At 70.8% G+C, this 13,213-nt stretch carries 14 protein-coding genes; 5 read left to right on the top strand and 9 right to left on the bottom strand.

What is annotated here, in order from left to right; translation table 11 throughout:
• The first annotated feature begins 42 nt into the window (after positions 1–42).
• Positions 43–1,014, top strand: coding sequence for a pirin family protein (locus AMK11_RS14750; protein WP_073727896.1), 972 nt, complete (start codon positions 43–45; stop codon positions 1,012–1,014).
• Positions 1,015–1,328: 314 nt separating this feature from the next.
• Here the strand turns inward: AMK11_RS14750 and AMK11_RS37815 are convergent, their stop codons facing one another.
• The 9 genes from AMK11_RS37815 to AMK11_RS14795 all read right to left on the bottom strand — a co-directional run bounded on the left by AMK11_RS37815 (position 1,329) and on the right by AMK11_RS14795 (position 9,152).
• Entirely contained in the window at positions 1,329–1,715 is a 387-nt protein-coding gene (locus AMK11_RS37815; protein WP_143194579.1) for a hypothetical protein, read from the bottom strand.
• A 537-nt stretch (positions 1,716–2,252) separates the two neighbouring features.
• Positions 2,253–2,828 (bottom strand): TetR/AcrR family transcriptional regulator, encoded by a 576-nt coding sequence (locus tag AMK11_RS14760; protein WP_073727116.1) that lies wholly within the window; start codon positions 2,826–2,828, stop codon positions 2,253–2,255.
• A 32-nt stretch (positions 2,829–2,860) separates the two neighbouring features.
• Positions 2,861–4,030: a pyridoxal phosphate-dependent aminotransferase gene (locus AMK11_RS14765; protein WP_073727118.1), complete on the bottom strand. Its 1,170-nt coding sequence runs from the start codon at positions 4,028–4,030 to the stop codon at positions 2,861–2,863.
• A gap of 41 nt (positions 4,031–4,071) precedes the next feature.
• Complete coding sequence (locus tag AMK11_RS14770) at positions 4,072–4,857, bottom strand: SDR family oxidoreductase (RefSeq protein ID WP_073727120.1); 786 nt, start codon at positions 4,855–4,857, stop codon at positions 4,072–4,074.
• Positions 4,858–4,906: 49 nt separating this feature from the next.
• Positions 4,907–5,929 carry a biotin-dependent carboxyltransferase family protein gene (locus tag AMK11_RS14775; RefSeq protein ID WP_073727122.1) on the bottom strand — a complete coding sequence of 341 codons (1,023 nt, stop codon included), beginning with the start codon at positions 5,927–5,929 and terminating at the stop codon, positions 4,907–4,909.
• The gene (locus tag AMK11_RS14780) at positions 5,926–6,663 is read right to left on the bottom strand and encodes a 5-oxoprolinase subunit B family protein (RefSeq protein ID WP_073727124.1); all 738 of its coding nucleotides are present in this window, start codon (positions 6,661–6,663) and stop codon (positions 5,926–5,928) included. The genes AMK11_RS14775 and AMK11_RS14780 overlap by 4 nt, the downstream gene beginning before the upstream one ends.
• A gap of 18 nt (positions 6,664–6,681) precedes the next feature.
• Entirely contained in the window at positions 6,682–7,497 is an 816-nt protein-coding gene (locus AMK11_RS14785) for a LamB/YcsF family protein (protein WP_073727126.1), read from the bottom strand.
• Positions 7,498–7,518: 21 nt separating this feature from the next.
• On the bottom strand, positions 7,519–7,719 hold the full coding sequence (locus AMK11_RS14790) for a hypothetical protein (protein ID WP_073727128.1): 201 nt from the start codon (positions 7,717–7,719) through the stop codon (positions 7,519–7,521).
• Positions 7,720–7,775: 56 nt separating this feature from the next.
• Positions 7,776–9,152 carry an MFS transporter gene (locus AMK11_RS14795; protein ID WP_073727130.1) on the bottom strand — a complete coding sequence of 459 codons (1,377 nt, stop codon included), beginning with the start codon at positions 9,150–9,152 and terminating at the stop codon, positions 7,776–7,778.
• Between the two features lie 478 nt (positions 9,153–9,630).
• Between AMK11_RS14795 and AMK11_RS14800 the strand changes: the two genes are divergently transcribed.
• From AMK11_RS14800 to AMK11_RS14815, 4 genes are read left to right on the top strand one after another with little or no spacing between them, the layout of a single operon-like run.
• Positions 9,631–10,269 (top strand): RraA family protein, encoded by a 639-nt coding sequence (locus AMK11_RS14800; RefSeq protein ID WP_073727132.1) that lies wholly within the window; start codon positions 9,631–9,633, stop codon positions 10,267–10,269.
• On the top strand, positions 10,266–11,333 hold the full coding sequence (locus AMK11_RS14805) for a D-2-hydroxyacid dehydrogenase (RefSeq protein WP_073727134.1): 1,068 nt from the start codon (positions 10,266–10,268) through the stop codon (positions 11,331–11,333). Before AMK11_RS14800 ends, AMK11_RS14805 begins: the two co-directional genes overlap by 4 nt.
• A 50-nt stretch (positions 11,334–11,383) precedes the next feature.
• The gene (locus AMK11_RS14810) at positions 11,384–12,154 is read left to right on the top strand and encodes an SDR family oxidoreductase (protein ID WP_073727136.1); all 771 of its coding nucleotides are present in this window, start codon (positions 11,384–11,386) and stop codon (positions 12,152–12,154) included.
• Between the two features lie 14 nt (positions 12,155–12,168).
• Positions 12,169–13,212 (top strand): L-idonate 5-dehydrogenase, encoded by a 1,044-nt coding sequence (locus AMK11_RS14815; RefSeq protein WP_073727138.1) that lies wholly within the window; start codon positions 12,169–12,171, stop codon positions 13,210–13,212.
• Position 13,213: the final 1 nt, after the last annotated feature.

Consider the following 13,213-nt stretch of genomic DNA (forward strand, 5'->3'; position numbering starts at 1 on the left):
TGGAACTTTCGCGTCGGCGTCGTCGGGGCGGGTGCGGTGAGCATGAGCAACACGGAGACACACCCCGCGGAGATGAGGTGCGGCACCTCGGAGGACGACGTGCCCGCCGCCGGCATCGAGGTCCTCACCGCCCGTGACGTCCCCCTCGGCGGCCCGCGCGCCATGAAGGTGCGGCGCACGCTGCCCCAACGGGCCCGGACGCTGATCGGAGCCTGGTGCTTCGCCGACCACTACGGTCCCGACGACGTGGCCGGGTCGGGCGGCATGAACGTCCCACCGCACCCGCACACCGGTCTGCAGACGGTCAGCTGGCTCTTCAGCGGCGAGATCGAGCACCGGGACAGCCTGGGCACCCACGCGTCGGTCAGGCCGGGTGAACTCAACCTCATGACGGGCGGCTTCGGCATCGCCCACTCCGAGGTGTCCACGGCCGACACCACCGTTCTGCACGGTGTCCAGCTCTGGGTGGCACTGCCGGACGAACACCGCGGCACCGACCGGGACTTCCAGCACCACGCGCCCGTACCGGTCACCCTCGACGACGGCACGGTGCGCGTCTTCCTCGGCTCGCTCGCCGGGGACACCTCACCCGTCAGTACCTTCACGCCGCTGCTGGGCGCCGAGGTGTCGCTGGACCCGGGCGGCACCATGACCCTGGACGTCGACGCGGGGTTCGAACACGGCGTTCTCGTCGACAGCGGTGACGTACGCGTCGACGGCGACACCGTACGGCCGACCGAACTGGGCTACCTCGCGCCGGGCCGCCGGACGCTGACCCTGACCAACGAGTCGGCCGCGACCGCCCGGCTGGTGCTGCTCGGCGGACCGCCGTTCCCCGAGGAGATCATCATGTGGTGGAACTTCATCGGGCGGTCACATGAGGAGATCGTACAGGCTCGCGAGGACTGGATGAAGGGGGACCGCTTCGGCGAGGTGCACGGCTACGACGGGGCTCCGCTGCCCGCGCCGGAACTGCCGAACGCGCCCTTGAAGCCGCGACGAAGGGCGCGCTGACCTGCGGATACGGTGCACCGTACGTCGACAGGACAGATCGCTGCTGCGCCTGACTGGTAAGCGAGAATCCCGCAGCGTCCACATCGGCTCCAGCCGGCAGGCCAGTTCCGTGTCACCTCTGTTTGTTGCCGACGCCGTCCCGTGAGGTACTAGCCATCGACGCGGGCAGCACCGTTCGCTGAGCGCGGACTGCGCTCGATGCCGCCTGTTGCGGGTAGGCCGCCGACCTGGATCACCTCGCCACCTTGCGCGGCCAGTGGCGGGTCGGTCCTACTGAGTTTTTCGTTAGTTCTGTGGTGTTTGGGGATGAAGGGTCAGGCCGGTGTGGGCGAGGGAGGACCATGGGAGTTGCTCGCTGGAGCAGACTCGGTGGATGCCGCGTTCGGCTGCGTCGGCGACATCGGCGAGGTGGTCGCCGCCGAGGTTGGCCAGCTCGCGGCTCTTACTGATCGTTTCAGAATGAGTTTTGGTTCAGGGCTTGGCAGTTGGGCTGGCAGGCGGCACCGGTAGCCGACGTAATACTCGGCAGGCACAGGACTGGCCGCCCGCGGAGCAGTGTGCGCTGACGCACCGATCATCGAACTTGCCCCATTGGGCTGCCGCGACGCGGCCAGTGCACGTTTACGGTGCTTTTCCTCGGTGACCTGCGCGAGGTAGGCGTCCAGCTGCAGCATCACCGCGTCCTGCGGCAGGTTGTTCATGACGGTGACGCTCAGGTGGCGAAGACTGCACAGTACGCGTTGCACAGACCCGCCGGACCGGCCCTGGTGATCAGGGCGTCGGTGTCTTCGGGTTCATCCGTGAGGTGGCTCATGGTGGGGGTGCGTGGGACCATCGGGTGGTCCTATCTGCGGGGTCGTGCCGGTGAGCGGGCCGTCCCGGGACGCGCTGAGGACTCCACACGGAGGCGGGCCCCTCCTGCGGGGCGTGGGTCGTTGTTGTGCCAGGGACCGACCGATGTCCAGGGCCGTCGCACGCTCGGCCGGGTCCATCCGGTACGTGGGCGCGGGGATGGACAGCGCGCTCACCAGGGTGGTGGTGCCCGGCGAAGACGAGCAGGGTCATGCTCATGTGACAGACCCCGTGCTCCGGACGCGCCCGCAGCACGGGGTCTGTCACCGTCAGGACCTCACACGCGGCCTGGTGACCTCAGCCTCTCCCCGGTCGCACCGGCACAACTCGGTGCGGGGGAGCCGATATGGGCGCTGACGTCCATGGACGTGCTGTCTCCCTGTCGTTCAGAGTCGCTGGGTAGCCCAGCCGATCAGGGCGCCGCGCAGGGCCGACAGGAGACGGGTGGCCGCCTCCTCCTCTCCGCGGCCGCTCTTGATGAGGTCGAGGATGTCGCGCGGGTCGAACAGCGCGTTCCACAGGTACAGGGCCTCGACGCCGAGGTCGCCCAGGCCGAGTTCCTCGGTCGTCTGCCGCAGCGGTTCGGCGAGCGCCTCGGCCTGCGGGACGAGGTAGCCAGTGTTCTCCCTCAGTCGTTCGAGGTAGCCGCGGTGCGAGCGCATCTGGGCCATCGCGCCACCGTGCTCCAGTACCAGGGACACCCAGTACCGGGACACGGCTTCGAGTCTGGCCATGCCCCGCACGGTCTGCCGTGCGCTGAACTCCTTCAGCTCCTCGCCCACTTGGGCGCGGAACGCGTGCAGTACCTCCTCGACGGAGGAGAAGTGGCGGTAGGCGGTCGCGGTGGACACCTCGGCGTGCTTGGCGATCTCCGCCAGGCTGACCGGTTCCGGGGAGTTCTCGAACAGGAGCGCGGCGGCCTTGATGAGGTGCCTGCGGTTGCGCTCGGTGTCACTGCGCATGGGGCGACTTCTCCTCGCGTCGGGGGCGGCGGTCATCGCAAGGCGGCGAAGCCCAGGGCGAGTCGGCGGACGCCCTCGGTGATGGACTGCGGGCTGGCAGCGTACGACAGGCGCAGGTGCCGCTCGCCGCAGGCGCCGAACTCGCTGCCGGGCCGGACGGCCACGCCGTGATCGCGCAGGGCGGCGACGACTTCCACGGACGGCAGATCCAGGTCGTAGCGCGGGAACTGGTAGAACGCCCCCTCCGGCGAACTGAGTGTCAGGCCGGGTATCTGGGCCAGCGCGTCGCGCATGATGTCGCGTCGCTGGAGGTACGCCGCGCACATCCGCTCCACGTCCGCCTCGCAGCGCTCCACCGCGACCAGCGCCGCGTCCTGGATGAAGGTATTGACGGAGCCGTTGAAGGTGTTGTGGATGCGGGCCGAGGCCCGGATGACCTCTGGCGGACCCCAGAGATACCCCACGCGCCAGCCGGTCATCGCGTAGCTCTTGGAGAAGGTCTGGCAGTACACGGTGCGCTCGCGCAGACCGTCGAGCGAGATCGCGGAGGTGAAAGGGAGGTCGGTGAAGTCCAGCGCGGAGTACGCCTCGTCGGAGATGACGATCGTCGAGGTGCCGTCGAGCATCTTTGCGAGCGCCTCGAGTTCCTCGCGGCTGTGCACGATACCGGTGGGGTTGCAGGGGTTGCAGAAGACGAAGAGCCGGGCATCGGTGAGGGCGTCGGCCAGCCGGTCCAGGTCCCAGTGCAGGTCCGGTGCGAGCGGTACGGGCACGACGACGCCGCCGGCCATGCTGACCAGGTCGGCGTAGAGGGAGTAGGTGGGGTCCGGGACGACGACCCGGTCACCGGGGTTGACGACGGCGAGGACCGAGGCGGCGAGACCGGCGGTGCCGCCCTGGGTGATCAGGATGTCGCCGGCGCTCGCCGGCACCCCGGCCAGACCGGTCAGCCGCTCGGCGAGCGCCTCGCGCAGTGCCGCTTCGCCCAGCAGTGGCGAGTAGTGCGTGCGGCCGGCGTGCAGCGCGCGGAGGGCGGCCTCGGTCACCGCCTCGGGGGTGTCGAAGTCGGGCTCGCCCATGGCGAGAGAGATGAGGTCGTCGCGGGACTGCGGCTGCTGGGTGCGGCGGGAGGCGGCGGCGATCCGGGCGACGGCGTCGGCCGCCGCGAAGGTGGGGGACGGTGCGGCGAGGGCGGGGGACATCGGACTCTCCTGGTGGCGGTCGCGGTGACGGGCGTGCGGGTTCACGGCTTGGCGTCGGCGGGAGCTCCCGCCCAGCGGCTGACCTCCAGGTCGCCGGAGGTGTCGCGCTGCCGGGTGGGAGCGACGACCATCTCCTGGAGCACGACCCGCTGAGGGAGGGTGACGGCGAGGCGGATGGCCTCGGCCACGTCCACGGGCTGCACCATGCCGGCGCGCTCCTCGGGGGCCGGCGGGCGCGCCCGGTTGTCGAGGATCGGGGTGTCCGCCTCGCCGGGCAGCACGGTGATCGCGCGCAGCCCCTGGTTGCGGAAGGTGTTGTGCAGGAACGTCATGAAGTTGCGGACGCCGGCCTTGGCCGCGCCGTAGGCCGCTCCGCCGAGCAGGTTGGGGTTGACGGCGGCGAGCGAGGAGACGGTCACGATGGTTCCGGTGCCGCGTCCGAGCATGTCCGGCAGGACGGCCTGGGTGAGCTGGAAGACGGCCGTGAGGTTGACGTCGAGCACCTGGCGCCACTCCTCGTGCGGCAGCCACTGCGGGTTGAGTACCGAGGAGGAGCTGCCCGCGTTGTTCACCAGGATGTCGATGGGGCCGAACTCGGCGCGAGCCCGCTCCAGTACGCGCGTGACGTCCTCGGCGCGGGTGATGTCGGCGGCGAGGGCCAGAACCGTGCCACCCTCGCTGCGGATGGTGTCCGCGACCTCGTCGAGGGCCTTCTGCCGGCGGCCGAGCAGGACGACGCGGATGCCGTCCCGGGCCAGCAGCCGCGCGGTTTCCAGGCCCATTCCGCTGCCTGCGCCCGTGATGAGCGCGGTCTTGGCCGTTGTCACCAGGTCACCTCCTTGATCGGTTTGAGCATGATTAAGTGAGATTTTTCCTTCAAGTGAGAATAGCTTCTCGTTTTATGTGCGACAAGGGTGCTGAGAAGCCGAGGGCGGCGAACGCTTCAGCGGCCGCGTGTGCCAGTGTCCGCACCTCCGCCGCACGCTGCGCGGACCGGTACACCGATGTCTCCCGGTCGGTCCACCGGAAACGCAGCCGGCGTCCCGGTCCCGCCTGTCCGAGCAGGGGCAGGCAGAACCGCGAGGTGACACCGACGATCGGGTAACCCGCCGTCAGGCTCCGGTAGCGGCCGAGGACGATGAGTTCGTCCGCGTGCGGGATCTGCAGCGCCCCGACGGGCACCCCGTGCGACACGATCTCGGCGTCGCCGTCCGGGTGCAGCACCGGCCCGTCGAGCCGGAGCCCCACATGGTCGGAGCGGGGGGTGACGGCGTACACCGAGTCCTCGATCAGCTCCCGGATGCCGGGGATGTCGTGGATGCCGTGGCTCGCGACGACGTCGACGACCCAGATGCCGTCGTCCAAGCGGGGGACTGGCACGGGGAGCCGGAACAGCGACGGCTCGAACGGCCGGTGGGCGAAGCCCCGGAACTCCGTCTCCAGCAGCAACCGGTCACCCCGCGACACGGTCTGCTGGAAGCCCATCCGGGCGTCCGGCGCGGCGCTGCCCAGCAGCCGTTTCGCGGCGAGCGTGCCGTTGACCGCCAGATAGGTGCGCATCCCGCGGCCGATGTCCGGGCGGACGCGGATCTCCTGCCCGGCCGGCACCACCAGGGGCGTCCAGGTGTCCGCGGGCATTCCGGCCACCGTCACCTCGGCCGGGACACCGGTCACCGACAGGAGCACGTCGGAGTCCGGCACCAGGGCCAGTTCGCCGCCGAGGCTCTCCAGGAGCGTCGCGGGCGCGGGGTTGCCCGCGAGCAGGTTGGCGACGACCGCCGCGTGCTGGTCGGCCGCGCCGCCCGTGGGCACGCCGAGCTGCTCGGAACCGAGCCGCCCGAGGTCCTGGAACGTCGTGACCCAGCCGGTGTGCGTGATGTCGAGTCCCACGGTCGTCATGCGCGGTCCTCCACCGGCAGCAGGAAACCGGCGTCCAGCCCGTCCGCCTCGGCCCGGGTCACCGGGAGGAAGCGCACGACGTCACCGGGGGCGAACGAGACGGGTTCCGGACGGGTGATGTCGACGATGGTGTGCGGGGTGCGGCCGACCACCCTCCACCCGGTGGGTCCGGGGAACGGCTGGATGATGGCGTTGGTGCCCGCGATCATCACCGATCCGGGGACGACGTCGGTACGCGGTTCGGCGCGTCGGCGGACCGGCCGGGGCACCTTCAGCCCGTCCATCATGGGCGCCATCGCCGCGCCCAGCAACGAGATGGTGAACGTGGAGTCCGCGATGGCCTCGACGACCCCGGCGGGGGAGCGGTCCAGTTCCCGTGCCACCGATGCCAGGTCGGGGCCCGCCTCGTCGTCGAAGACGACCGGGATCTCGAAGGTGCGCGCTTCCCGCGCGCCGCCTGCGCCCGTGGTGGGCGCGGGCGCCCACTCCGCGACCAGGCGAGCGGCGTACTCCATGTGCGGCAGGGCCGTCCGCAACGGGTCGAACTCGATGAGCAGCGACTCCAGACCGGAGACGACGTCGAGGACGCCGGGCGGCCGGTGGGCCAGAAAGCGGTCCCGAAAGGCGACGATCGCGGCCCTGCGGATCGTCTGCTCGGGGTGGGGGATGGTCAGCATGACCGCCGAGTCCCCGAAGGGCTCGACGGTGACGGCGCCGTACGGTGCTGTGGTCATCTCCTGGTGCGCCCGGCCTCAGCGGGCCGACGCGGCCTCCGTCTTCCGTGCCTTCTCCGCCAGGACGTCCCGCAGACCGGTGACGCGGATGCCCTCGGCGTCCAGCGCGGCGCGCAGCGCGGTGCCGTTCTCCAGCACGGTGGGGTGGTCACCGTGCAGCAGCAGGATGTCGGCGTCGTGCCCGAGCGGGACCACGTTGCCGTTGACGGAACGGACCGTGCCCTCGCGCACGACCTGCCTGGCACGCTCACCGATGAGCTGCGGGTCGTGGATGAGGCCGCCCTCGTGCGAGCGCGGCACCGGCATGCCGTCGTCGCCGTAACCGCGGTCGGCCAGGAAGACGTAGCCGACCTCCAGGCCGCGCTTGCGTGACTCCTCGGCGAGCAGACCGCGCTGACAGATGACGATGTAGTCCTTGTTGTACGCGGCGACAGCCTCGGTGATGGCGCGGGCGTGCTTGGCGTCGGTCTGCGCGATCGAGCCCATGCGCCCGTGCGGCGCGACGTGGCTGATGGTGCCGCCGTGCACCCGGGCGAAACCGTCGAGCGCGCCGAGCTGGTAGAGCACGTCGGTGCGGATCTCCTCCTCGGTCGCCTCGATCAGGCGGCGGCCGAAGCCCACGAGATCGGGGTAGCCCGGGTGGGCGCCCAGCTCGATGCCGCGCTCGACGCACTGGGCGACGGTCCGGTCCATGATGCGCGGGTCGCCGGCGTGGAAGCCGCAGGCGATGTTGGAGGAGGTGACGAGGCCGAGCAGGGCCTCGTCGTCCCCGATGGTGTAGTTGCCGAAGCTCTCGCCGAGGTCGGCGACGACGGCTACGGAGTTGATTCCCATGTGGTTCTCCTGGTGCGGGTTCTACGGTTCGGCGTGTGATCGGGTGGCGGAGGGCGCCCCCCGGAGGAAGGCCACGGGCGGGACGAGGACGACGGGATGCTCGCCCCGTTCCAGGCCGCGCTCGACGTACTCGGCGACGGCCCGGTTCCTGCGGACCGCGTCCACGGCCCGCGGGCGGCGCGGGTCATGGGCGTCGGCGCCGGGCGCGTGGACGGGTCCCACGGCGGCTCCCTTCGAGGAGCGGTGTTCGGGCTGTTGACGGCCCGGTGGGCGGTGGCTCAACGGGCGGCGAGCGGCCGGCCCTTGGTCTCGCGGACGAAGACCAGGCTCACCAGGGTTATCAGTGCGGTGACGATGGCGGCGAACGCGGGCACCAGCTGGGACCCGGTCGACTCGATCAGCTCGGTCATCACCAGCGGGGCGCTGCCGCCGAAGATGATGGTCGAGAGACTGAAACCGATGCTGTAGGCGGAGTAGCGCACCGTGGTCGGGAACATCTCGGCGAGGACCGTGTGAATGACCGCGGCGTGGCCGGAGAAGGCGACGGCCAGGACGACGGTGCCGATGCAGGCGAGTCCGGTGTGGCCCGTGGTGATGAGCTCGAACATCGGGTACGAGACGGCGGCCATGGCGATCGCGGACCCGGCGAGGACGGGCTTGCGGCCGATCCGGTCCGACAGACGAGCCATCAGCGGGATACAGAGGGCGATGGCGACCAGGCTGACCGCGGTGACCAGGAGCGCCCGCAGCATCGAGAAGTTGTTGTCGCCGAGCGAGGTCTTGAGGTAGGTCGGCATGTAGACGAACAGCAGGTAATAGCCGGGACCGTTGAGCGCGGGCAGGAAGATGGTCAGCACGATCGCCCTGAGGTGACGGGGCGAGCCGAGCGCCTCGCGCAGCGGGTTGCGCGCGACGGTGTTCTGCTCGCGCAGCGCCTCGAAGTGGGGGGTCTCCTCCAGTCGGCGGCGGATGTAGAAGCCCACGTAGCCGAGCGGGACGGCGAGCAGGAACGGCACCCGCCAGGCCCAGGAGGTCATCGCGTCGTCACCGAGCACCGTGATGAGCAGGGCGGACAGGACGCTGCCGACCATGAGGGCGACGAACGACCCGACCGCGATGAAGCTCATCATGTAGTTGCGGCGGTGGTCCGGCGCGTACTCGCCGACGAAGGACATCGCCCCGGCCACCTCGCCTCCTGCGGAGAAGCCCTGAAGCACCCTCAGCAGGACCAGCAGAATGGGCGCGGCGATGCCGATGACGTTGGAGGACGGGATCAGGCCGATGGCCGCGGTCGAGGCCGAGATGAGTATCAGCAGGGCGGCGAGCAGGCTCTTGCGGCCGATCCGGTCCCCGATGTAGCCGCAGATGACGCTGCCGAACGGCCGCGCGACGAAGCTGACGAGGAAGCCGACGTTGGTGAGGAAGAGGCTGCCCGCGTCTCCCTCGCCCATGATGGTGAGGGCGAGGTAGGTGACCAGCAGGCCGTAGATGCCGTAGTCGTACCACTCGACGAAGGAACCGATCGCGCCGGCGACCGTGGCCTTGCGGACGTCCTTGTCCCGGGAGGAGACGACGTCGACGGCCGCGGCGTCGATGGTGTCCGACGCCGCTTCGTGACGATCTGAGGTGGTGCCGAGCCGATCTGACGTTGTCATACGCGTTCACTTTCGGTGTCGCGGACCCCTGCGTGGTGTCCTGACGGCGTCGAGGTATGCCTGCTCGCCCCGGTGCGGGCGGGGAGCGTAGAGGGGAACCCCGGGAGAGGGAGTGACGTGTTCCGGGGCTGTCGGCATGCGGATCACAGCGCCGCGCCCAAGATGCGACTTCAATCGCGAATGAGAATAGGTTCGCATTCTCGCGGCGGTCAAGGACTCGTGTTGCCCCGAAGTTAACCTTCCGATTCCGTCGTGATTCCCGGTCTGAAGCGGGGGTCGGAAGGTGGTCCGACCGCAGCTCACCCTTGTGCTGCGCCACGGATGTATGCAGACTGACTCAAGCGAAACGCGAAAGTTTTCGCACTTCCGGGTGGTGGCGGTTCCTCCCCCTGTCTTCCGCCCCGTGGCGCCGGCGTGACCACGGCGACCACGGCCACCCTCGTCGCCACTGCGATCAGTTCCCCGCAAGGAGTTGCCGATGACCCAGGACAACGTGCGCGTCCACACCGAGTGGAACCGCGTCGAAGAGAAACTGCTGGACCGGTTCCGGGCCCACTCGGTGGCCAACCTCGGTGACGCCCTGGACCGGTTGAACATCGTCGACGGCGGCATCGTGCCTGTCTGGAACGGCGCCAAGGCCGTCGGCACGGCGCTGCCGGTCCTCTCCGTGGCGGGCGACAACAAGGCCGTGATCGCCGCGCTGGAGCACATACGCCCCGGCGACATGCTGGTCATCAACGCGTTCGGCTACGAGGGCCGCGCCATCATGGGTGACAACCTCGCCCAGCGCTTCGCCGTCCACGGCGCGGCCGGCGCGGTCGTGGACGGCTATGTCCGCGACGCCGCCATCATCCACGACCTCGCCTTCCCGGTCTTCGCCCGCGGACTCACACCCGCCGGTCCCTTCAAGAACGGCCCCGGCACCATCGGCGAGGCGGTCGCCATCGGCGGTGTCGTCGTTCACCCCGGCGACATCATCGCCGCCGACGGTGACGGGGTCATCGTCATCCCGCCGCATCGTGCTGAGGAAGCACTTGAAGCGGTCGAGGCCGTCGTCGCCCGGGAGGCGGCCCTGGACGCCGAGGTCGAAACGCTGCGCGCCGAGGCCGCCAGGTGACCGCCGCGCCGACGCCACCGGAACGCTTGCGCGTCGCGGTGGCCGCCCCACTGTCCGAGGAGAACCGCGCCCGCATCCAGGAGCTGGAACCGCGCGTCGACCTCGTCGTCGACCCCTCGCTGCTGCCGCCGATGCGCTGGCCCGCCGACTTCGCCGGCGACCCCGACTGGCACCGCACCCCCGAGCAGCAGTGCGCCTACGAGGCGGCGATCGACTCCGCCGACGCGCTGTACGGCATACCCGACGTGGACCCCGCCGCCCTGGCGCGCGCCGTACGGGCCAACCCGCGGCTGCGCTGGGTGCACACGATGGCCGCGGGCGGCGGCGGACAGGTGAAGGCCGCCGGACTCGACGCCGGCGAGCTGGACCGGGTCGCCTTCACCACGTCCGCCGGTGTGCACGGCCGTCCGCTGGCCGAGTTCGCCGTCTTCGGCGTGCTCGCGGGTGCCAAGCACCTGCCCCGGCTCCAGCGCCAGCAGCGGGCGCGGGAATGGAGCGGCCGCTGGACGATGGGCCAGGTGCACCGGCAGACCGTTCTCGTGCTGGGCCTCGGCGGGATCGGCCGCCGTGTCGCGGCGTCGTTGGACGCACTGGGCGCGACGGTCGTCGGCACCAGCCGCCGGGACGTCACCGTCCCCGGCGTCTCCCGCGTCGTCCACCCCGACCGGATCACCGGGCTGGCCCCCGACGTTCACGCCGTCGTCAACACGCTGCCCGGCACCGACGCCACCCACCACCTGCTCGGCGTACGGTTCTTCGACGCCCTCAAGCCGGGCGCCACGGTCGTCAACGTCGGCCGGGGAACCGTGGTCGACGAGGCCGCGCTGGTCGCCGCGCTCGGCTCCGGACGGGTCGGCTTCGCCGCCCTGGACGTCTTCGAGACCGAACCGCTGCCCGCGCACAGCCCGCTCTGGGACGACGGCCGGGTGCTGGTGAGCCCGCACACCGCGGCACTCGACGCGGCGGAGGACCGGCTCATCGCCGAACTCTTCGCCGCCAACGCGACCCGCCTCCTCGACGGACAGTCACTCCTCAACCGCGTCAACACGGTCGAGTTCTACTGAGCCCCACCGAACCCGACCTGACGACCGAACGACCAGGAAGACCACCACGCATGACCTCTCCCTTCGACCTCACCGGCAAAACAGCCCTGGTCACCGGATCGAGCCGCGGCATCGGACTGGGCATTGCCACCGGTCTCGCGGAAGCCGGAGCCACCCTCGTCCTCAACGGGGTCGATCCCGCCCGCCTCGAAGCCACCCGCGCCGCGCTCGCCGAACGGTTCGGCGAGGACCGCGTCGCGGCCCGCGCCTTCGACATCGTGGACGAGGACGCCGTCGCGGCGGCCCTCGCGTCGGTCGAGTCCGAGGTGGGCCCGGTCGACGTCCTGGTCAACAACGCCGGGGTCCAGCACCGCGAACTCCTCCTCGACGTAAGCCGGGAGAACTGGCAGCGAGTGCTCGACACCAACCTCACCGGCGCCTTCGTCACGGGCCGACAGGTCGCCCGTCGGATGCTGCCGCGCCGCGCCGGCAAGATCATCAACATCTGCTCGGTACAGACTGACCTCGCCCGCCCCACCATCGCCCCCTACACCGCGGCCAAGGGCGCCTTGCGCAACCTGACCCGGGCCATGACGGCGGAATGGGCCGGCGAGGGACTCCAGATCAACGGCATAGCCCCCGGATACATCCACACCGAGATGACCCAGAACCTCGTCGACGACGAGGAGTTCAACTCCTGGCTCCTCGGCCGCACCCCCGCCCGGCGCTGGGGCACAGTGGCCGACATCGTCGGACCCGCCATCTTCCTCGCCTCCAGCGCCTCCGACTACGTCAACGGCCAGGTCGTCTTCGTCGACGGCGGCATGACGGTCGTCGTCTGAGAAGGGAACCCTCCGTGTCCACCCGGTTCACCCACACCACCACCGCGGTCGTCGCCCACGGCGCCGGCGACGTCAGGGTCGAGGAGATCGGCCTGCGCTCCCCGGAGCCGCATGAGGCGGTCGTCACCGTGGCCTTCGGCGGGATCTGCGGTTCCGACCTGCACTACTGGAAGCACGGCGCCGTCGGCGAGTCCGTGCTGCGGGCCCCAATGGTCCTCGGACACGAGGTCGTCGGGACCGTCCTGCGGGCGGCGCCCGACGGCAGCGGCCCGGCCGCCGGCACCCGCGTCGCGGTCCACCCCTCGCGGCACGAACCCACCGCTATCCGCTTCCCCCACGACCGGCCCAACCTCTCGCCGGGCGTGCGCTACCTCGGCTCCGCCGCACGCTTCCCACACACCGAGGGAGCCTTCGCCCGCGAGGTCGTCCTGCCCGCGGCCATGCTCCGCGAACTGCCGGAGAACCTCGACCTGCGCGTCGCCGCCCTGGCCGAACCGGCCGCCGTCGCCTGGCACGCCGTCTCGCGGGCCGGCGACGTGCGCGGCAAGCGCGTCCTCGTCGTCGGCAGCGGCCCCATCGGCGCCCTCGCCGTAGCGGTCGCCAAGCGGGCCGGCGCCGGTGAGATCGTGGCCGTCGACCTGCACGACACGCCCCGCCGGATCGCCACCGAGGTGGGGGCGGCACGAACCCTCGACGCGGGCGACGCCGAGGCCGTCGCCGCCGTCGACGCCGACGTGGTGATCGAGTCCTCCGGCAACCACCGGGGCCTCGCCTCCGCGCTCCGCGGCGCCACACGGGGCGGCACGGTGGTCATGGTGGGCCTGCTTCCCCAGGGAGACCAGCCGGTGCAGATCGCCCACGCCATCACCCGGGAGCTGAACCTGGTCGGCTCCTTCCGGTTCAACGACGAGATCGACGAGGTGATCGCGGCCCTCGGCGACGGCTCCCTCGCCGTCGCACCGGTCGTCACCCACTGCTTCCCCGCCGCCGACGCCGTGGAGGCGCTCGCCGTCGCCGCCGACGCCTCGGTCTCCGGCAAGGTCCTCCTCGCGTTCTGAC

It is taken from the genome of Streptomyces sp. CB02414, assembly GCF_001905385.1.
Lineage (GTDB): Bacteria > Actinomycetota > Actinomycetes > Streptomycetales > Streptomycetaceae > Streptomyces.

Coding starts and splice junctions, on each gene's coding strand:
- AMK11_RS14765 (WP_073727118.1), bottom strand. CDS start 4,030: ATGTCCCCCGCCCTCGCCGCACCGTCCCCCACCTTCGCGGCGGCCGAC.
- AMK11_RS14795 (WP_073727130.1), bottom strand. CDS start 9,152: ATGACAACGTCAGATCGGCTCGGCACCACCTCAGATCGTCACGAAGCG.
- AMK11_RS14760 (WP_073727116.1), bottom strand. CDS start 2,828: ATGCGCAGTGACACCGAGCGCAACCGCAGGCACCTCATCAAGGCCGCC.
- AMK11_RS14785 (WP_073727126.1), bottom strand. CDS start 7,497: ATGGGAATCAACTCCGTAGCCGTCGTCGCCGACCTCGGCGAGAGCTTC.
- AMK11_RS37815 (WP_143194579.1), bottom strand. CDS start 1,715: ATGAACAACCTGCCGCAGGACGCGGTGATGCTGCAGCTGGACGCCTAC.
- AMK11_RS14780 (WP_073727124.1), bottom strand. CDS start 6,663: ATGACCACAGCACCGTACGGCGCCGTCACCGTCGAGCCCTTCGGGGAC.
- AMK11_RS14775 (WP_073727122.1), bottom strand. CDS start 5,929: ATGACGACCGTGGGACTCGACATCACGCACACCGGCTGGGTCACGACG.
- AMK11_RS14750 (WP_073727896.1), top strand. CDS start 43: ATGAGCAACACGGAGACACACCCCGCGGAGATGAGGTGCGGCACCTCG.
- AMK11_RS14800 (WP_073727132.1), top strand. CDS start 9,631: ATGACCCAGGACAACGTGCGCGTCCACACCGAGTGGAACCGCGTCGAA.
- AMK11_RS14810 (WP_073727136.1), top strand. CDS start 11,384: ATGACCTCTCCCTTCGACCTCACCGGCAAAACAGCCCTGGTCACCGGA.